Source organism: Acidovorax sp. sif0632, from assembly GCF_019218805.1.
Taxonomy (GTDB): Bacteria; Pseudomonadota; Gammaproteobacteria; order Burkholderiales; family Burkholderiaceae_C; genus Acidovorax; species Acidovorax facilis.
Genome location: NZ_JAHUWW010000005.1, coordinates 375,373 through 394,723 on the forward strand (window position 1 = coordinate 375,373; position 19,351 = coordinate 394,723).

The 19,351-nt window shown below is 66.6% G+C and carries 18 protein-coding genes; 11 read left to right on the top strand and 7 right to left on the bottom strand.

The annotated features are described in order from the left end of the window. Window positions 1-184 precede the first annotated feature (184 nt). The 5 genes from dinG (at window position 185) to KW832_RS17880 (ending at window position 5,582) form a co-directional block, all read left to right on the top strand. Complete coding sequence (gene dinG, locus KW832_RS17860; RefSeq protein ID WP_218300723.1) at window positions 185-2,347, top strand: ATP-dependent DNA helicase DinG; 2,163 nt, start codon at window positions 185-187, stop codon at window positions 2,345-2,347. A 62-nt stretch (window positions 2,348-2,409) separates the two neighbouring features. Then, window positions 2,410-2,781 (top strand): zinc ribbon domain-containing protein YjdM, encoded by a 372-nt coding sequence (locus KW832_RS17865; protein WP_218300722.1) that lies wholly within the window; start codon window positions 2,410-2,412, stop codon window positions 2,779-2,781. Window positions 2,782-3,027: 246 nt separating this feature from the next. Beyond that, on the top strand, window positions 3,028-3,531 hold the full coding sequence (locus KW832_RS17870; protein ID WP_121421727.1) for a pyridoxamine 5'-phosphate oxidase family protein: 504 nt from the start codon (window positions 3,028-3,030) through the stop codon (window positions 3,529-3,531). 297 nt (window positions 3,532-3,828) lie between these two features. Further along, window positions 3,829-4,254: a CopG family transcriptional regulator gene (locus KW832_RS17875; RefSeq protein ID WP_218300721.1), complete on the top strand. Its 426-nt coding sequence runs from the start codon at window positions 3,829-3,831 to the stop codon at window positions 4,252-4,254. 59 nt (window positions 4,255-4,313) lie between these two features. Further along, complete coding sequence (locus KW832_RS17880; RefSeq protein ID WP_218300720.1) at window positions 4,314-5,582, top strand: PHB depolymerase family esterase; 1,269 nt, start codon at window positions 4,314-4,316, stop codon at window positions 5,580-5,582. Between the two features lie 37 nt (window positions 5,583-5,619). On the opposite strand, the gene KW832_RS17885 is transcribed toward KW832_RS17880, so the two are convergent. From KW832_RS17885 to KW832_RS17895, 3 genes are all read right to left on the bottom strand, one after another. Next, window positions 5,620-6,645 carry a M28 family peptidase gene (locus tag KW832_RS17885; RefSeq protein ID WP_218300719.1) on the bottom strand — a complete coding sequence of 342 codons (1,026 nt, stop codon included), beginning with the start codon at window positions 6,643-6,645 and terminating at the stop codon, window positions 5,620-5,622. After that, window positions 6,642-8,069: a serine hydrolase gene (locus tag KW832_RS17890; protein WP_218300718.1), complete on the bottom strand. Its 1,428-nt coding sequence runs from the start codon at window positions 8,067-8,069 to the stop codon at window positions 6,642-6,644. Before KW832_RS17890 ends, KW832_RS17885 begins: the two co-directional genes overlap by 4 nt. A gap of 169 nt (window positions 8,070-8,238) precedes the next feature. Further along, window positions 8,239-8,859 carry a LysE/ArgO family amino acid transporter gene (locus tag KW832_RS17895; RefSeq protein ID WP_218300717.1) on the bottom strand — a complete coding sequence of 207 codons (621 nt, stop codon included), beginning with the start codon at window positions 8,857-8,859 and terminating at the stop codon, window positions 8,239-8,241. A gap of 176 nt (window positions 8,860-9,035) precedes the next feature. Between KW832_RS17895 and KW832_RS17900 the strand changes: the two genes are divergently transcribed. The 4 genes from KW832_RS17900 to KW832_RS17915 all read left to right on the top strand — a co-directional run bounded on the left by KW832_RS17900 (window position 9,036) and on the right by KW832_RS17915 (window position 11,241). Further along, window positions 9,036-9,647, top strand: coding sequence for a PolC-type DNA polymerase III (locus KW832_RS17900; RefSeq protein WP_121421731.1), 612 nt, complete (start codon window positions 9,036-9,038; stop codon window positions 9,645-9,647). 177 nt (window positions 9,648-9,824) lie between these two features. Further along, window positions 9,825-10,406: an NnrU family protein gene (locus KW832_RS17905; RefSeq protein ID WP_218300716.1), complete on the top strand. Its 582-nt coding sequence runs from the start codon at window positions 9,825-9,827 to the stop codon at window positions 10,404-10,406. A 103-nt stretch (window positions 10,407-10,509) separates the two neighbouring features. After that, the gene (locus tag KW832_RS17910) at window positions 10,510-10,767 is read left to right on the top strand and encodes a DUF3297 family protein (protein ID WP_010464995.1); all 258 of its coding nucleotides are present in this window, start codon (window positions 10,510-10,512) and stop codon (window positions 10,765-10,767) included. Between the two features lie 3 nt (window positions 10,768-10,770). Next, window positions 10,771-11,241, top strand: coding sequence for a ribonuclease HI family protein (locus KW832_RS17915; protein ID WP_255424244.1), 471 nt, complete (start codon window positions 10,771-10,773; stop codon window positions 11,239-11,241). Between the two features lie 54 nt (window positions 11,242-11,295). Here the strand turns inward: KW832_RS17915 and KW832_RS17920 are convergent, their stop codons facing one another. The 4 genes from KW832_RS17920 to KW832_RS17935 all read right to left on the bottom strand — a co-directional run bounded on the left by KW832_RS17920 (window position 11,296) and on the right by KW832_RS17935 (window position 14,088). Continuing rightward, entirely contained in the window at window positions 11,296-12,588 is a 1,293-nt protein-coding gene (locus KW832_RS17920; protein WP_218300715.1) for an RNA polymerase sigma factor, read from the bottom strand. Window positions 12,589-12,634: 46 nt separating this feature from the next. After that, window positions 12,635-13,042 (bottom strand): VOC family protein, encoded by a 408-nt coding sequence (locus KW832_RS17925; protein WP_121421735.1) that lies wholly within the window; start codon window positions 13,040-13,042, stop codon window positions 12,635-12,637. A gap of 71 nt (window positions 13,043-13,113) precedes the next feature. Beyond that, the gene (locus KW832_RS17930; protein ID WP_121508053.1) at window positions 13,114-13,650 is read right to left on the bottom strand and encodes an SRPBCC family protein; all 537 of its coding nucleotides are present in this window, start codon (window positions 13,648-13,650) and stop codon (window positions 13,114-13,116) included. A gap of 24 nt (window positions 13,651-13,674) precedes the next feature. Beyond that, window positions 13,675-14,088 carry a YciI family protein gene (locus KW832_RS17935; protein WP_218300714.1) on the bottom strand — a complete coding sequence of 138 codons (414 nt, stop codon included), beginning with the start codon at window positions 14,086-14,088 and terminating at the stop codon, window positions 13,675-13,677. A gap of 236 nt (window positions 14,089-14,324) precedes the next feature. Here KW832_RS17935 and KW832_RS17940 point away from each other — a divergent pair, with 236 nt between their 5' ends. Both KW832_RS17940 and KW832_RS17945 read left to right on the top strand, forming a co-directional pair. Further along, window positions 14,325-17,132 (top strand): WG repeat-containing protein, encoded by a 2,808-nt coding sequence (locus KW832_RS17940; protein WP_218300713.1) that lies wholly within the window; start codon window positions 14,325-14,327, stop codon window positions 17,130-17,132. 191 nt (window positions 17,133-17,323) lie between these two features. After that, window positions 17,324-19,348 (top strand): TonB-dependent siderophore receptor, encoded by a 2,025-nt coding sequence (locus tag KW832_RS17945; RefSeq protein WP_255577810.1) that lies wholly within the window; start codon window positions 17,324-17,326, stop codon window positions 19,346-19,348. Window positions 19,349-19,351 lie beyond the last annotated feature (3 nt).

Below are 19,351 nucleotides of genomic sequence, written 5' to 3' on the forward strand. Positions count from 1 at the left end.
ATGGCCTGCAGCGCAGCAGCGAACCGCAGTTCAGCGCAAATCCCCACGCATTTCCCCCCTGCATCTTTGCTCTCCTGTAGCTGTGCGGGGATTTTCTTTCAAGGCAGCTGCGGGGGGACAGCCCGCCCATCCGCCACAAGGCACTGCCCAGCGTCAACCTGTCTTCGGCATGCGACACTACTGTATGTCTCAACAGGTGTGGGCCGCGCAGGCCCTTGAATCTTTCGATGCGGTGGTGTCAGCCACCGAGGGTTTTCGCAGCCGTGCCGGCCAGCGGCTGATGGCCGAGCAGGTGGCGCGCACGTTCAGCAGCGCCACGCTGGGCAAGGTGGATGAAGAAAGCGGTGAAGACGCGCCTACGCGGTCCATCGCCGTGATCCAGGCGGGCACGGGCGTGGGCAAGTCGCTGGCGTACTGCGCGCCCGCCATCGCCCTGGCGCTGTCGCGCGGCACGCGGGTGCTGATCTCTACCGCCACCGTGGCGCTGCAGGAGCAACTGGTCAACAAGGACCTGCCCGCACTGGCCGCGCTGATGCCCCAGCCCTTCAAATTTGCGCTGGCCAAGGGGCGCGGGCGCTATGTGTGCAAGCTCAAGCTGGACCGCCTGGCGGGCACGGGCGAGGCCGAGGAAGGGGCCGACGACGACCTGTTTGCCGAGGAGGAAGCCGCCGCCCGCGCCAAGCGCCCCCGGCACGAGACCGAGGCGCGCATCCAGTTCTATTCGACGATGGCGCAGACCTTGTCGAAAGGTGCGTGGGATGGCGACCGCGACAGCCTGGACACGCCGCCCGAGCCCGAGGTGTGGAGCCCCGTGGCAGCCGAGGGCGCGTCGTGCACCGGCAAACACTGCCCGGCCTTCAGCCAGTGCACCTACTACGACAAGCGCAAGGAGCTGGTGGGCGCGCAGGTGATCGTGGCCAACCACGATTTGCTGCTGTCATCGCTGGGCGCGCGCGTGCTGCCCGAGCTGGACAACTGCCTCCTGGTGCTGGACGAAGCCCACCACCTGCCCGCCACAGCGCTCGACCAGTTTGCGTGCAGCATGGACCTGTCGCGCATCACCTGGATCGAGCGGCTTGCCAGCCGAGGCCTGCGCATTGGGGCACTGCTGGAGGTCGAAGAGATTGCCGACATCCCCAAACATTCGGCCCAGCTGCGGCAGACGCTGCAGGACCTGGCACGCATCGTGATGGATGTGTATGGCGCCCAACTCAAGAGCCAGCCCAGCGCCTGGGGCCCGGCGCGCGTGCGCGTGCCACGCGGCGAATTGCCCGAACAGCTCATTGCGCCGCTGGGCCTGCTGGCCGCCAGCGCCGAGGGCTTCCTCGACGCCCTGCGCGCCATCAGCAAAGCCCTGCGCGCCGAGATGCGTGACAAGCCCGACGAGGCCAAGCGCCTGTCCACGCTGTACGCACAAATCGGCATGCTGGCCCCGCGCCTGGAAGAGCTGCATGCCACCGCGCAACTGCTGCTGCAGGATGCGCCCGAAGGCGCGGTGCCGGCCGCCAAATGGTTCACGCTGGAGGTCGATGGCGACTTCATCGTGGTCAAGGCGCACGCCAGCCCCATCCTGCCTGGCACCACGCTGCGCAACCACCTGTGGAGCGCCGTGCGCGGCGCGGTGCTGACCTCGGCCACGCTCACCAGCTGCGGGCACTTTGATTTCTTCCTGCGCGAGGCAGGCCTGCATGGCGATGAAGCCACCACCACGCTCGAAGTGCCCAGCCCCTTCAACTACGCCGCGCAGGGCACGCTGATTGCCGCCGAAACCCGCGCCGACCCCAAGAACGCCGCGCAGTTCACCACCGAGATGGTCGATGCGCTGCTGCACGACATTGCCCGCGTGGAATACGGCGCGCTGGTGCTGTTCACCTCGCGCGAGCAGATGCGACAGGCGGTGGACGCATTGCCCACCGCCATGCGCAGCGTGGTGCTGGTGCAGAACGCACTGCCGCGCACCCAGCTGCTCAAGCGCCACCGCGAGCGGGTGGAAAACGGCGAGCCCTCGGTCATCTTTGGCATGCAGTCGTTTGGCGAAGGGCTGGATTTGCCCGGGCGCCTGTGCGAATCGGTCTTTATCACCAAGCTGCCCTTTGCCCCGCCCGACGACCCGGTGGGCGAGGCCCGCGCCGAATGGCTGCGCGCCGTGGGGCGCGACCCGTTCAGCGAGCTGGTGGTGCCCGCCACCGCCATCCGTCTGGCGCAATGGGTGGGCCGCGCGATTCGCACCGAAGAAGACATGGCGCATGTGTACTGCTACGACAAGCGCCTGACACGCACCAGCTACGGCCAGCGCCTGCTCAAAGGGCTGCCACCGTTTGCGCTGGAGCAACGCGCGCCGCTGTGAAGCGGCGACACTTTGCGCACCCATTTCACAACCACTACAACAACGACAGAGAGGACCCCACCATGCCCCACACCACCCCTGCCTGCCCCCAATGCGGCCTGGAGAACACTTACCCCGATGGCAGCAACTATGTGTGCCCCGACTGCGCGTTTGAATGGCCGCAGGTGGCCGATGCTGCCGAATCCGAATCCGAGTCCGATGCCGCAGAAGCAGGCGATGGCATGGTGCGCGATGCCAACGGCAACCCGCTGGCCGATGGCGACGCGGTGATCCTCGTGAAAGACCTCAAGGTCAAGGGCTCATCGTCCACCCTCAAGAAGGGCACCAAGATCAAGAGCATCCGCCTGGTGGATGGCGCCGATGGCCACAACGTGGACTGCAAGACCGACCTGGGCAGCATGTTGCTGAAGTCGGAGTTTTTGAAGAAGGCGTGAAGCGCCTTCCCTCCACCTGGCGCACCACGCTTTACCGTGACAGCACGGCAGGTGCTGCGCAAGGCGGAGCTACCGGTGCAGCCGCACGGGCGGCATAGGTAACGTCCGGTCCTGACCCATCCTGTCTGGGCGGGTCGGAGGGGATGTCGGACAAGCGCCCACGCACAGGCGGGCAGGGGGACGACGCGGCGCATGGCGCGGGCGGCCTAGAGTCGTAGCACCCCCTCCATTTCACGGAAGCCCCCCATGCACCACGACACCCCCGGCCACGAAACCTTGTGGAAGCTCATCAAGGACATTCGGTTTGGCATGCTCACGCACCGCACCTCCACGGGCATGCTGCACGCGCACCCGCTCACCACGCAAAACCGCCAGTTTGACGAACACGGCGAGCTGTATTTCTTCATCCCCAAGTCGGGCGAGCTGTACGAACGCCTGCTGACCGATGGCGAAGTCAACGTGTCGTATGCCAACCCGGACGACGACAGCTACGTGTCGCTGTCGGGCCAGGCACGCGCTGTGGACGACCATGCGCAAAAACAAGCCCTGTGGTCCCCCATGGCCCAGGCGTGGTTCCCGGGTGGCGTGTCCGACCCCAACCTGGCGTTGCTGGCCGTGCGCATCCGCCATGCCGAATACTGGGATGTGGATGAAAGCAAGATGGTGCAGCTCTTCAAGATGGCCAAGGCCGCCATCACGGGCGAACCACCGCGCAGCCTGGGCGAGCACAAGGAACTGACCTTGTATTGAGCTGAGCGGCAGGCCCCCGGGCGGCTGTTTCCCCAAGGTGGGGCAGTGGCCGGAGGCACGCCGCACCCTGCCGCAATGCCAGGAAGAGCGTCAGCGTCTTGCACAGAAATTCAAGAAAAAATGGGCTCCAGCGCTTTTCTATCAAGCGCTAATAGCTACATATTTCATAGCAAAACCACCGAGCCATGGAGCCCACGGGCTCCTTTTTCTTTGGGTCACGGCTCTTGAAACAGCGCGCCAAGGCATCCACATGCCATCCATACACCATCCCATTGGATGTTTTATGGAGTTTCCCCGATGAACAATATCGTTCCCATCGCCCCGTCGCGCGGCAAGGTGCCCGAGTCCGAGAAGGTCACGATCAACCTGGGCTTCGTGGACCTGGGCCACATTGATCTGCTGGTCTCAGAAGGCTTTTACGCCAACCGCACCGACTTCATCCGCACCGCCATCCGCAACCAGCTGACCGCCCAGAACGACGCCGTGCGCCAGGTGGTGGCCCGCAAGATGCTTGTGCTGGGGCTGCAGCGTTTTGGCCGGGCCGATCTGGAGGCCGTGTTGGCGGCGGGCGAGACGCTGGAGATCCGCGTGCTGGGCCTGGCCAGCATCGACGACGACGTGCCGCCCGCCCTGGCGCAGGCCACGGTTGCCTCGGTGACGGTACTGGGCGCGTTCCATGCCAGTGCGGCCGTCAAGACCGCCCTGGCCGGGCGCATGCATTGAACACCACCGACCCGGACCGCAGCGCACCGCTGGCGCGCCCACCCACACAAGGAGTCCCCATGGACTGGAACCTCAATCTCAAGCGCCTGATGGGCGAAGCCACCCAGCTGGTGCGCAGTGGCCAGCTGGCCGACGCCACGCGGGCCATCCAGCAGACCCTGGGCGCAGCCGTGGCGCGCCACAGCAACGAACCGACACCTGCCAGCGCTGAGGCCACGTCGTTGCAAGCGCCATCACCTGCAGGCACAGAGACCCCACGCTGGCGCAATGCCAACACCGCGCAGGACGTGGAAGACGCCGTGGTCATCGACCGCAGCGCCCCCACACCGCCAGCAGAAGCACAGCCCTCCACCACACCACGCCCCACCAGCAACCACCCGAAGGCTGAGCCGCCCGGCAGCTTCACCCGCGTGGTCTTCACCCACCCCGATGCACGGCGCCACCCGCACCACTACCACCTGTACGTGCCCCCGGGCGCCACGGCAGGCACCCCCATGCCGCTGGTGCTGATGCTGCACGGCTGCACGCAGAACCCCGTGGACTTTGCCACCGGCACAGGCATGAACGACGCCGCCGCTCCCGCCAACGCCTTGGTGCTGTATCCCGAGCAACCCCACAGCGCCAACCCCAACGGCTGCTGGAACTGGTTTCGCCCCGGCGACCAGCACCGGGGCAGCGGCGAGCCCGCGCTGCTCGTCGCCATGCTGCAGGACGTGATGGCGCGCCATCCGGTGGATGCGCAACGCGTCTACGTGGCGGGCCTGTCGGCTGGCGGCGCCATGGCAGCGCTGCTGGGCCGCGAATACCCCGAGCTGTTTGCCGCCGTAGGCGTGCACTCCGGCCTGCAGGCGGGCGCGGCGCACAACGTGATGGGCGCGCTGTCGGCCATGAAAAACGGCGCCAAACCCGGCGCCGCCACCCACCCCACCGCCGAGGCCCCTGCACTGCCGCCTCCGCCGATGATCGTGTTCCATGGCGACGCCGACACCACCGTGCACGCCCACAACGGCGAGCAACTCATCGAGGCAACGCTGTCAGCACTGGCCACGGCCCCAGATGGCGGCCAGACGACGGTGGAGACGGTGCACCAGGGCCAGTCCCGTGGTGGCCAGAGCTATACCCGCAAGGTGTACACCGTGGCGGGTAGCGCCCTGTCGGCCAGCACACTGCACAGCACGGTCGTGGCAGAACAATGGGTGCTGCACGGCGCAGGGCACGCGTGGGCTGGTGGGCACGCGGGCGGCAGCCACACCGACCCACGCGGCGTGGCTGCCACGCAGGAGATGCTGAGGTTTTTTCTGGAACATCCGCGCGCTCCGAGGCATTGACTCCCCACACGCGTCCCCTCACTCGGTCTTCGATGCGCTAAGGCCGGTGTGCAAGATCGCGTACAACACCTTCGAGCCCCTGAACCACGCGGGCCAATCGGTCGTAGTCCACCTTATCAGATGTGTCCTCGCGGGTGTGGTAGTGCGGGTAGCGGTAGGGGGCGGTGTCGGTCACCATCAGCGCGGGGTAGCCCGCGTCGATGTAGGCCGCGTGGTCCGAATAGTCCACGCCAGGAATGAAACGCGGCGCCGCGATGCCCTCGGACGGGAACGCCGCATGCGAACGGAACAACCGGACCACCCGGCGCGCCAGCCCCAGGTCGGGCGTGGTTGCGACGAAGGCAATGAAATCACCCTGCGTGGGGTAGAACTGGTTCAGCGGCCAGGGGTATTTCTGCGACCCTTCGGCGTTCGAGAAATACCCCATGGTCTCCAGCGACAGCATCGCCACCACCGGCGCACCACGGGCCTGCAAGGCCTGGGCGTGCACCTGGCTGCCCATCTGCGGGGTCTTGAAAAAGGGCGGCTCTTCGTTGGTGTAGAGCACAAACATCACGTCCGCCTGCGCGGTGGCGCCCAGGTGCTTGAGGCTTTTGGCCAGGGCCAGCACGGCGGCGGTGCCCGTGGCGTTGTCGTTGGCGCCGGGTGTTTCGTGCGCCGAATCGTAGTGCGCGCCGATCACCACCAGGCGCCGCCCCGGCGCGCTCTGGCTGGGCACCGTGACCTCCAGGTTGCGCACCGCCACGCCCCGCGCCTTGAACTCGTCGCGCCGAACCTTGTAACCATACGAGACCAGCTCTGACTCCAGGTAAGTCGCCACGGCCTCCAGCGCAGCAGGGTGCTGGGCGTTGTGCTCCTGCGCTGCAATCACGGCCACATGCCGCTGCAATTGCTGCGCCAGCGCCTGCTGCGCAGCACTGGCGGCTGGGAGCGCGCCACGGTGCGAGCTGCCGGGCATGGTGGTGAACACCAGTATGGCCGCCAGAATCAGGCCAAACACGGCGGCGAGGGCGCCTGTGATGCGCAAGAGACTTTGCCCCACACGCAGGGCTACGTCGCTCACGCCGATGTGGCGCTGCGGCCCGGGCGCGTCTTGCTCTTGCGATAGCGCTGGGTGGCCTCTGCCAGCATCGCGTCCTTGGGCAGAAGCTTGGAGCCGCCCACCCACAGTTCGGTCGGCACGCCGTGGGCATCGCGCACACGGCGGACCGCCTGGCCCGGGCTGGCGTAGGCCGAGGCTTTCTGGACCATCCCGGTGTCGCGCCCGGTGATGGCCAGCTCGGTGGTTGCTGCGTTGAAGGGCACAAACATGGCAGGCACCACTTGGCACACCACCTTGCCCATGGGCACCAGATCAGTGGCACCCCACAGGCTCCACCAGCGCCCGGCCCAGGCGGCCTCCTTCATGCCAGGCGCGCCGTGCTGCTGGAACGCAAACAGGATGCTGGCAACGCCGTCCACCCACTCGGTGGACAGGCCATCCTGCGCGTTGGTAAGCGCTGTCACCGTCAGGTCCAGCGCGGGGTAGCGCGCCGTGCGCGACAGAAACCCCTGCAGCCCGCCGGTGTGGCCCATCCATTCACGCGGGCCCGGCGCGCTGAGCATGGTGCCCAGCCCGTAGTGGGACTCGAACACGTTGCAGGGGTCGCGCCAGCGGCGCTGCGCCATCTCGCGGCGGCTGGCGGGCGAAAGGATGCTGCGCTTGCTGTCTGGCGCCAGCTGCGAAAAGAAGCGGGCCACATCCGACGCGGTGGACACAAACCCGGCCGCCGGGGCCATGGCGTCGCACACGTTGTCGCCAGGCACGATCAGGCGCTGGCCGAACGGAAACTCACTGCTGTGGCCCACAGCCATCGGGGCGCCCCGCGCAAGGCGCGGCATGTCGGGCACCGTTTCCTGCAGGCCTGCAGCATCAATCACATGGCGCACCATCCAGCTTGCGTACTCCGTACCCGTAACCTGCTCCATCATCAGCCCGAGCAGGCCGTAGCCGTGGTTCGAATACTTGAGCTGCACCCCCGACTCCAGCGGCGGCTTGTCGCGCAGGTCCGCCAGCAGTTCTGCACGGGAGAGAAAGGCCCGCCGGTCCAGGAACTGGCCCGCGTCGGGGCCGTCGCGCGTGACGCCTGCGGCGTGCGACAGCAGCTCGCCAATGCGCGCCCGGGCCAGGTCCTTGTGCAGGCCATCGACATAGCGGCCAATGGGGTCGTCCAGGCCGATTTTTCCTTGCTCGCGCAGCAGCATGACCCCAGTGGCCGTGAAGCTTTTGGAGTGCGACGCGATGCGCAGGCGGTGCCGGGGCGTGAGGGGTTTGCCAGTCCGCATATCAGCCACGCCCAGCGCCAGCTCTGCCAGGGTCTCTCCCCCGCGTGCGATGGCCACGGAACACCCGGGCTGGCGGAAGCGCTCCAGCTGCAGGCCCAGCCATTGCGGCACATAGTCCAGTGCCGCCTTGAGCCAGGCTGAATCGGTGCCGTTCTTCTTCATGCGTTGCTCCGCTCGATCCGTCGAGAAAAAGGGATGGGCAGTGTAGGGCACGCGTTCCCGCAGGGCTGCCGCACACGGGCCAGGCCCACCGGGCATCGGCCGACGCCGAGATGCCCAACGCCGCGCGATCACAGACCGCAGGGAATCATGCAGGCCATCCCCGGGTGTTTCACCACAGGTCCCAGGACATCCAAAGGGCCATCCCCCACATCGCCAGGGCAATGCTGACATCCAACGCTCGGCATGCGCTGGAGGCTCCCATGAATCGCTGCGCTTTGCGTGCACCCAAAACCCATATCGAAAACCACACCAGCGACGCATTCACCGCGCCAAGGGCATAGCTCCAGCGGGTATCGACCGGCAGCGCTGCGCCCACTGCTCCGATGATCAGTACCGTGTCCAGCCAAGCCGCTGGATTGAGCAACGACACCAACAGGAGCTGGTGCAATCCATGCGATCCGGGGGCCGCTGCGGCGACGGCATTCAATGACACGGCAGGACAGGCACGCATGGCGTTGCGCACTGCCAACCCGCCGTGCAGGACCAAAAGCGCAATGCCAAGCACCTGCGCGGCCAACCGCAATGCAGGTTCCGCCTGTAGCGCGGCAGACAGCCCGATAAGCCCCAGGGCAATCAGCACCGCATCGCTGCCGCAGCCCACAGCAATCAACTGGGCCGGAGAGCGTCCACGCAGTGCTTCGCGAAGGATCAGGACATCCTTCGGTCCTGGGCAAATGAACACGCCCAAGCCAAGTACAAAGCCCTGTAACAAGGTAGAGAGGTCAATCATGTCGGCGCCTTACCGACAACCTCTCAAGCTGAACCGGACGATTTGAAGAGCGTTGATCATAAGGCTCTCGCTGCAATGGCCCCGAGCCTGTCCTGTATCTTGGTGCCCTGGTGCCAACGAGAGGCGGCCCAACCCACACCACGGACAATATGTCCCTCACACCACCCGCCCCACCCATGCCCCCCATCGCCGTCATCGACTTTGAAACCACCGGCATCTCGCCCGGCCAGGGCGCGCGTGCGACCGAGGTGGCGATCGTGCTGCTGGAAAAAGGGCAGGTGGTGGACCGTTTTCAAAGCCTGATGAAAACGGGGGTGTGGATACCGTCGTTCATCACCCAGCTCACCGGCATTACCAACGCGATGGTGAACGCCGCGCCCGATGCGGCGGGGGTGATGCAGGACGCGGCGCGTTTTGTGGGCGATGCGCCCATGGTGGCGCACAACGCTTCGTTTGACAGCAAGTTCTGGCAGGCCGAGCTGGCCCTGGCCGGTCTGCCCGCGCCGCAGCCGTTTGCGTGCACGGTGCTGCTGTCGCGGCGGCTGTACCCGCAGGCGCCCAGCCACAAGCTGGGCTCGCTGGTGGACTACCACGGCCTGCCGCGCACGGGCCAGGCGCACCGGGCGCTGGCCGATGCCGAGATGGCTGCTGCGCTGCTGGCGCGCATGCAGCACGACCTGCGCACGCGTTGGAGGGTGGCCGAGCCCAGCTACACGCTGCTGCAAACGCTGCAGCGCTGCGCCAAGCCCAAGGTGGGGGCGCTGCTGGCGCAGCATGCGGTGGCCTAGCGAGAGCCCGCTGAGGGCACGCCAAGCAACACCCATTAACTATCAATTTGATAGCTATCAGTGCATGATGGACGAGCGCAGAAGGCCATTTTTATTCAAATTTTTTGCATACTGAGGCCGCGACAATCCCACACAAGGTGGCTGCGCCCACAACAACCCCCGATGAAAGGTCTTGCCATGGAAATTCTGGTTCTTGGACTGGTGCTGTTTCTGGGTGTGCATTCGGTGCGCATCGTGGCCGATGGCTGGCGCACGCAGACGCTGGCACGCATGGGTGAGATGCCGTGGAAGGGGTTGTATTCACTGGTCTCCGCCATGGGCCTGGCACTCATCGTGTGGGGCTATGGCTTGGCGCGGCAGCAGCCGGTGGTGCTGTGGGTGCCGCCCATTGGCATGCGGCACGCTGCGTCGCTGCTGACGCTCATTGCCTTCATCCTGCTGGCCGCCACCTACGTGCCGCGCAATGCCATCAAGGCCCGGCTGCACCACCCCATGGTGCTGGGCGTGAAGGTGTGGGCGCTGGCGCATTTGCTGTCCAACGGCAACCTGGCCGATGTATTGCTGTTTGGCAGCTTTTTGCTGTGGGCCGTGCTGAGCTTTCGGGCCGCACGGCAGCGCGACCGGGCGATGAACACCGGCTACGCGCCCGGCACTGCGGCGGGCACGGGCGTGGCCGTGGTGGTGGGCGCTGTGGCCTGGGTGGGCTTTGCGTTCTGGGCGCATGCCTGGCTGATCGGCGTTGCGCCTCTCGCGCGGTAGGGTGGCAGGGGCTTGGCGCAGCACTGCAGGACCAAATCCCGGAGAATCCGCGCTTTCCGTTTTTGTTTTCTTTCCCATTGCCTTTTCACACTGAGCCTTCTGCATGACCGACGCAACCACCTCCACCACGCCACCCCCCTTGCCCGATCACCTGTCGGTGGACCCCCGCAGCCCGCACCATGTGGCGGAGGTGTTCAAGCACGACATCGGCATCCGCTTCAACGGCAAGGACCGCAGCGATGTCGAGGAATACTGCGTCAGCGAAGGCTGGGTGAAAGTGCCCGCAGGCAAGACGGTGGACCGCAAGGGCCAGCCATTGATGATCAAGCTCAAGGGCAAAGTCGAAGCTTTCTACAAATAGGCCGTGGCCACCGAACCCGCCCACTGGGTGGTGCACTGCGACGGCAGCGCCGTGCCCAACCCCGGGCGCATGGGGCTGGGGGCAGTGCTGGTGGGGCCCGGTGGGGCCACGCAACACACCATTTCTGAAGCCACGACCTTCACCGGTTGCAACAACGAGGCCGAACTGCGCGCGCTGCTGCGGGCGCTGCAGTGGCTGGAACCCCAGGTGGTGGCGACGGCAACCACCGTGCAGGTGCTCAGCGACAGCAGCGTGCTGGTGGAGCAACTGGGCAAGCAGGCCGTAGCGCCTATCGAGCGGCTGGCACCGCTGTTTGACGAGGCGCGCCGTGTGCTGCAGCGGTTTGCACAGGTGGACCTGCAATGGGTTCCCCGCCACCGCAATGGGGCGGCCGATGCGCTGGCGCGTGCCGCGCTGGGTCTGGCGCCCAAGGTGGCCACGCCACACGGCCGCACCCAGAAGCGTCGACGCTGATCCTGCCCTGCTCCGACCTGCTTCACGCAGCGCGCCGGCTGGAGTGCATGTCCATCACGCTCGCGCTCGCGCCAGCAGCAGTGCCTTCTCCTGCGCATTGCGCGTCAGGCTGGCGGCCCGTTCAAACTCTGCACAAGCTTCCGTCTGGCGCCCCAGCTTGGCCAGCAGGTCGCCCCGCACACTGGGCAGCCAGTGGTAGTGGCGCAGGCTGGGTTCTGCGGCCAGTTCATCCACCAGGGCCAGTGCTGCGGCCGGACCCAGGGCCATGCCCACCGACACGGCGCGATTGAGAGCGACCACAGGCGAGGGCGCCACCTGCAGCAGTGCGTCATACAGCGCCACGATATGGTGCCAGTCGGTGTCTTGTGCGCGGTGCGCGCGCGCATGGCAGGCCGCAATCGCACCCTGTAGCGCATAGGGCCCCCAGGCATGGCCCACGCGTGCCAGCTGCTCGGCCTTGTCGAGGGCTGCCAGCCCCCGGCGCACCAGCAGGTGGTCCCAGCGCGCACGGTCCTGGTCCATCAGCAGCACGGGCTGGCCTTGTGCGTTGGTGCGTGCGGGCAGGCGGGAGGCCTGGATTTCGAGCAGTGCCACCAGCCCCTGCACCTCGGGCTCATCGGGCGCCAGGCTGGCCAGCACGCGCACCAGTCGCTGCGCCTCGCCACACAAAGCGGGGCGCATCCAGTCATCGCCCGCCGTGGCGGCATAACCTTCGTTGAAGATGAGGTAGATCACCTCCAGCACCGAGGCCAGTCGCGGCGCGCGCTCCGCAGGGCCGGGCACTTCAAACGGAACGTGGGCCGCAGACAGGCTTCGCTTGGCGCGAACAATTCGCTGGGCCACGGTGGGCTCGGGCACGAGAAACGCGCGTGCGATCTCAGCCGTGGTGAGCCCGCCCAACAGCCGCAAGGTGAGCGCCACACGCGCCTCGGTGGGCAGCACGGGGTGGCAGGCGGTGAAGATGAGGCGCAGCAGGTCGTCACCAATGTCGTCCTGCTGCACGTGCATCAGGGTCTCCACCACGTCGGGCGCGTACTGCGCTTCGAGCGCTTCGAGGTCGTGGCCCAGGGCTTCGTTCTCGCGCGTGTGCAGCGCCTGCTGGCGAAGGTGGTCGATGGCGCGGCGCTTGGCCGTGGTCATCAGCCACGCCGCCGGATTGGCGGGCAGGCCGGTGGTAGGCCAGTGCTCCAGCGCGGCCACCAGCGCGTCCTGCGCCAGTTCCTCGGCCCGGCCCACGTCCCGCGTCATGCGCGCCACGCTGGCGATGATGCGCGCGGCCTCGATACGCCACACCGAGTCGATGGTGCGGTGCAGGGCATCGCGGTCGGGAAGGGTAGAGGGTTTCACGCGATCAAAAGGTGTGAATGAATCCGGCGCATTCATTCACACGTTCTCATCCCAGCGCCTTGCTGGCGTCCACCATGTGCACAAACTCCCAGGTGTGGCCATCCAGGTCGTCAAAGCTGCGCGAGTACATGAAGCCCAGGTCCTGCGCAGGGCGGGGTGTGGTGCCGCCCGCAGCCACGGCCTTGTCCACCAGCGCATCGACTTCTGCACGGCTTTGGCAAGAGAAGCACACCAGCACCTCGGAGGTGGTGCGCGCATCGGCAATCGTCTTGCTGGTGAAGGTCTGGTAGAAGTCCTTGACCAGCAGCATCACGAAGAGGTTTTCGCCCACCACCAGGCAGGCGCCCTGGTCGTTGGTGAACTGGGGGTTGAAGTCATAGCCCAGTGCGCGGAAGAACGCCTGCGAGCGGGCCATGTTTTCGATGGGCAGGTTCACGAAGATTTGTTGGTGCATGAGGTGCTCCTGAGGAGTAAGGAAGGTAAAGCGAAACGAAAGGTTTTGCAAAGCGCAACAGGGGATGGGGCTCAGCCGGCAGGCTTTTGCGCCACAGCCTGCAGGTTGACCAGGCCGTCTTCAAAGTCCTGGCCCACCATGCGGTCCATGTTGAAAACCAGGTGCGCAATCTTGGCCAGGTAGGGCACAGGGCCGTGCATGGCCCAGGTGACGCGGGTGGTGCCTGCCCCTTCGGGCTGCAGCGTGAACTCGACCTGGTTGTGGGCTTCGAACGGGGCCACAAAGTCGAGCTTCATTGCCACGCGCGCCGGGGCAGTGGCATCGACGATCTCCATGCTGCCGGTGCCCACCTTGTCGCCCTGCCACGCATAGCGCGCGCCGGGGCCGATGGTGTTGGCGCTGTACTCGCCCTTGGCGGCGGGGTCCTTGCGTTCGTACGGATTCCAGGTGTTGAACTGGCGCAGGTCGTGGATGAGGCCGTACACACGCTCGGGCGGGGCGGAGATGACGCGGCTGCGCTCCACGCGGAAGGTGTCGGGGCGGGTGGCAGCAAACGCCAGGAAAAGTCCCAGCGCCGCCAGCAGCACAAGGGCAATGGTCTTGATCATGGTAGAGGGTCCTCCCGGTTGGTTTCAGCCGCGCATCGCTTCGAGGTCATGGAATTTCTCCACGCCTTCGACGCCGGCAAAGTCCTCCATCTCAAAGAGCTGGCGCACTTCGATCTCGGCATCGAGCCCCTCACCCCGCGGATTGGGAAAGCGGCGCGTCCATTCCAGCGCCTCGCCCCTGCTGCGCACCTGGATCAGGGTGTAGCCGGCAATGAGTTCCTTGGTTTCGGTGAACGGTCCGTCGGTCACGGTGCGGCCGCTGGCGGTGTAGCGCACACGCCAGCCCTGCGCGCTGGGCTTGAGGCCGCTGCCGTCCAGCAGCACGCCCGCATGGGCCAGTTCTTCGTGGTAGCGGGCCATCTCGGCCATCAGGGCGGCGCTGGGCATGCAGCCTTGTTCGGATTCGGCGGTGGCTTTGACGATGATCATGAATCGCATGGGGTTCTCCTGAAAGTGATGGGTTGAGGGCCCGTTGGTGGACCTTCACCTGCACGACGAACGAAGGCCGGGCAGATCGACAGGATGGTTCAAAAAATCAGGGTAACTACGTAGAAAAAAGTCGCCAAGGTGTCAGGCGCAGCCCAAGGTGTGGGGCATTTGCCAAGGCGTGCAAATGGTTACGCGCCCGGCCAGACACCCTCGGTAGGATGCCGCGCGGAGAGCCCCCGAGCACAATGAACGAAGACAGCGACATCACCACCGAACCGGCCCCTCCCTGGCTGGCCAGCATTCCGCTGGAACCCAGCTGCCAGACCCCGGCCCTGGTCATCGTCCACCCCGGGCGGGCCGTGGTGCCACCAGAAGGCTTGAAGGCGGTATTGCGCTTCAACGCCGACGGGCGCGGCGGCTGGGTCAGCGCTGCCCAGGCCGACAACTCGCTGTGGGGCTATATCGATGGCGAAGGCTGCTGGCGCGTGCCGCCCGCGCTGCAGAACGCACGCAACTTTTCAGAAGACGGACTGGCGCGCTTTTGCGACGGGGGCCGCTGGGGCTTTGTGGACCTGGCGGGTGCGGTGGTCATCCCCCCGACCTTCGACAACGCCCACCCATTCCGCAACGGGGTGAGTGCCGTGCAGGTGGGCCAGGATGCATGGCGCGCCATCAACCGCAAGGGCCAGCCCACCAGCGACGAAGCTTTTCATGAACTGGGCCTGTTCGGCGCGAACGGCCTGGCCCGCGCCACGCTGTGGAAAAAGGATAGCAACCAGCGCACCCAGGGCTTTGTGGACCGCGCGGGCCGCTGGGTGATTGAACCCCGCTTTCGCGATGCCAAGCCGTTTGGCGAGTCCCCCACCACGGCCGCATCGCTCGATGGAGAACGCTACGGGCTGATCAATGCCCGGGGCGAATGGGTGCTGAAGCCGCATTACCCCAGCATCGATGCCTTCAACAGCGACGGCCTGGCCTATTTTGACGAACCCAACGCCTGGGACAACGGCCACGGCTATCTCGACGCCCGGGGCAAGGTGGTGGTCAAGGGTGGCCGCCACCTGTCTCGGCGCATGGTCTGCGGCGTGGTGGCCAACAGCTACGACGGCACGGGTTTTCTCACGGCCGAAGGCAAGCCTTTGCCCGGCCCGCGCCTGAGCTATGGCTCGGACTTTTCTGCGGAGAGCGGCTTTGCCGTGGTGCGCACCGCCGCGCAAGGTCCGTCGGCCTGCGCCACCTGGGGCCTGCTGCATCCCGATGGCCGTTTCGTGCCGGCACCAGCGCATCTGCTGGAGCCGCTGACCAACGGCGATGGCTGGCTGGTGGGCAATACGCCCGATACCCCGCTGGTGCCGTTCCTCACCCGCGATGGTCAGCTGGCGTACATCGACGGCGAAGGGGTTGTGGTCTGGCGCGCGCACTATGACGGCCAGCAGGTGGCCTTGCTCGGCGCTGAAGGTGCGCCCCTGTGGCGCAGCGGCGTGCGCGAGAACTGCTGGCCGCCCCGGCCCTTTTTCCATGCCCCCCTGACCGACCACCTGGAAGGCCTGGACACGCTCGACGGCATCGTGCCCCTGGCCAGCCGCCTGCTGGCCCAGGCCGAGACACGCCTGCACCAACTGGCTGCGGGCGACATGCTGCAAGCTGACCGCGCGGGCACGGAAAAGGACGATGACGGCACCGACGATGAGGAAGATGCGGACGACCCAGACCAGGTGCAGGCCGACCGCACCGTGGTCGTGCGCCGGGTCATGCGCGCCTACCTGAGCGAGTCGCACAACGGCCCGTATGAATTCCTGTCTGCCGACCTCCACCGCGCGGTGAACGAAGCCCGCGAGGCCATGGTGCAGCGCCTGTCAGCGCGCTTTGGCCCGGCCGACCCGGACCCCGAACACGCCGCCCCCTGGCACCGCAGCGGCGACCACACCCAGGCCTGGGCCTCGCCGCTGGCCAGACCCCTGCCCGGTGATGGCGGAGTGCTGCGCGAATCGCGCGAGCAGTGGCTCACGCTGTACCAACACGCGGATTCCGGCGATGGCGACGCATGGTGGGAGCTGTGGCTGATGGCAGCGCCCAGCGTGGATGCGCTGCAGCTGGCGCAACGTGCGCGTTCTGCACAGCCAGCACCCCAGGCCCAAGCCGCCGACGAGACCACGCTGATGGCACAGCTACAGTCGCACCCACGTACGCTGGCCGATGTGCCGCGTGAACACATCACCCACGCCATGGTGGACGCCGCGCTGGCCACCGATGAAGACACCGTGCGCTTTGTGCCCAGGCGGCTCATGACACCCGCACGCTACGCCACCGCACTGCGGCAGGGTGTGAAAAGCTTTGCGCAAATACCGGCCGGGATGCTCAGCGAGGACGCCTGCATCGCCCACGTGCAGGACGGTGGCTGGCGCCTGGAACAGGTGCCCGAGACCTTGCGCACCGTCGCTGTCTGTGCGCACGCGCTGCGCCGCAGCCCCAGTGCGCTGGAACACGTGCCCGAATCCCTGCGTGCACAGGCGCGCGAAGCGATGGCCCAGCTACCCCCGGATGCACAGAAAGAAGACCCGCCACGCGCGGGTGGCGACCTGGGCGACTGGTGGTCGCGGCGCGTGGTGGGCTCGGCCCTGCGAGGCCAGGACACCACGGCACGCAGGCTCCAGCACAAGTGGTTTTTGGCAGCGTTTGTGATGCAGGCAGCACTGACCGCCAAGTCAGACACGCCCCCCACCCTCCGGGGGATGGCGGGGTGGTTCGAGCAGCGGCCAGTGCTGGCGCTGGCGGCCCACCTGCTGCTGGGCCTCGCAGCCTTGGTGGGCCATGCATTCGTCTCGGTCGCGGCCTGGCGGGCCGAGGGCCCGTGGATCGGGCTGGGCACCTTCGCACTGATGGGCTTTGCGGAGCTGTACTGGGCGTGGCGTTTTGTAGCGTCCAGCCCCTGGAGCCCATGGCTGGCGCTTGCAGCCACCCTGGTGGTGGTGTACGTGTTCGGCTGGCGCCGCCTGTACCGCCGCGTGGGGCTGGCCTACGCGGCACGTGAGGGCATCACGCCCGTCGAGTGAGCTCCGGCAAGGGTTCACGGGGCGGCCGCAGCACTTTTTACAGTTTTCTAGGGGTCATCACCGATCCCCGGAGGGACTGTTCGGTCCCGGCGATGGATACACTTTGTAAACCTTTCGCCCCACTGATTCACGAACCTCCAGAACGCCTTGGCCTGCATGCGCGGGCCCTCACCACAGCGGGTGCACCACCCATGCAAAGAGGATCGGAACCCAATACAACCCAGCGGACACAGCAGCTGGTGCTGGCGCTGCTGTGTGGCTTTGCATCCCACGCTGCCGCGCAGGCGGACATTGCCCAGCTGCCGCTGGAACAGCTCATGCAGATGGAGGTCCGGACGGCCAGCCGGTATGCGCAAACCGCCCTGGAAGCGCCCGCCGTGGTGAGCGTGGTGACCGCAGACGACATCCGGCTTTTTGGCTACCGCACGCTGGCGGAAGTGCTGGGCAGCATGCGCGGGCTGTATGTCTCGTACGACCGCTCTTACCACTACCTTGGCACACGCGGCTTTGCCACACCGGGCGACTACAACACCCGGGTGCTGCTGCTGGTCAACGGCGTGCGCTTTAACGACAACCTCTACGACCAGGCCACCATCGGCACGGATTTCCCGCTCGACCTGGACCTGGTGGACCGCGTGGAGTTCGTTCCCGGGCCGGGCTCTGCGGTGTATGGCGCCAATGCGTTCTTTGGCGTGGTCAATGTCATCACGCGCAACGGCCGCCAGCTGGCCGGGCCGCAGATCAGCGTGGAGGCGGGCAGCCAAGGCAGCGCCAAGGCACGCTTCTCGCTGGGCACGGTGGATGCCCAGGGCAGCGACTGGCTCATCGCGGTGACGCGCTCCAGCAGCCGGGGGGCAGACCAGTACTTTTCAGCGTTCGACGCGCCCGAGACCCACCATGGTGTGGCACACCGCCTGGATTTCGACCGCAGCACGCAGCTGTTTGCCCGCATGCAACGGGAGGGGCTCACGCTCACCCTGGCCCATGGCGAGCGCACCAAGGGCACGCCCACGGCTTCGTTCTCGCAGGCCTTCAACGACCCACGCTCGCGCTACATCGACACCACCACCCGCCTGGCGGCCGAAACCACGCACCAGATTTCGTCCTCACTGGCGCTCACCGGCCGCGTACACGCCGGGCGCTACCGCTTCGTGGGCGACTATGTGTACGACTACCCACCCCTCACGGTCAACCGCGACGTCGGCACCGGGCAGTGGTGGGGCACCGACTGGCAGTGGGTCAGCACGGCGTTTGCACGCCACAAGCTCGCCTGGGGCATCGACTACCGGCGCGACACCCGCATCCAGCAGCTCAACGTCGATCTGGACCCACCCGCCCAGTACCTGGACACCCGCCGCTCGGGCGATGCGCTGGGCATCTACATGCAGGATGAATTTGCGCTGGCGCCCACACTCACGCTGCACACCGGGCTGCGCTGGGGCAAGCAGTCCGGCAGTGCGGGCAGCTTCCATCCCCGGCTGGGCCTGGTGTATTGGTGGAACCCCTCCACCGCCCTCAAGCTGCTGCACGGCACGGCCTACCGGCCCCCCAATGCCTACGAACGCGACTACCGCGTGGACCTGCCCGGCGGCATCGTCAGCTCGGAGGGGCTTCGGTCGGAAAAGGTGCGCACCACAGAGCTGGCTCTCGAACATGCCCCCACCGGCGCCACCCGCATGCTGCTGACGGCGTTCCGGTCGCAGGTGACCGACCTGATCGCGCTGGGCGATGCGAACGCAGCGGAAAGACTGAATTTCGGCAACACCGGCAGCGTGCGCGTTCACGGGCTGGAAGCCGAGGTGGAACAGCGCTGGCAAGGCGGCTCGCGCCTGCGTGTGGCCTATGGCTGGCAAAAGGCGCGCAACACCAGCACCCCCCAGCCGCTGACGAACTCTCCCCGGCACTTGCTCAAGGTCCAGTGGTCGGACACCCTGGCGCTGGGCGCATGGGCAACGCCAGGCGCTGGCAGGCCGGGCCAATATGCCGTGGAGGCCATTGGCGTGGGCGCGCGCGCAACCCGTTCGGGCGCACGCCTGCCGGGGACCATCGTCACCAACCTCGTCTACACACAACGCTTCGCGGATGTGGACGTGTCGATGGGCGTCTACAACCTGTTCAACCACCGGCATGCAGACCCCGCCTCGTACGAGATCCGCGAAGAATCGATCCGGCAGGATGGACGGACCTACCGGCTCAAGCTCACCTACGCGTTCTGAGCC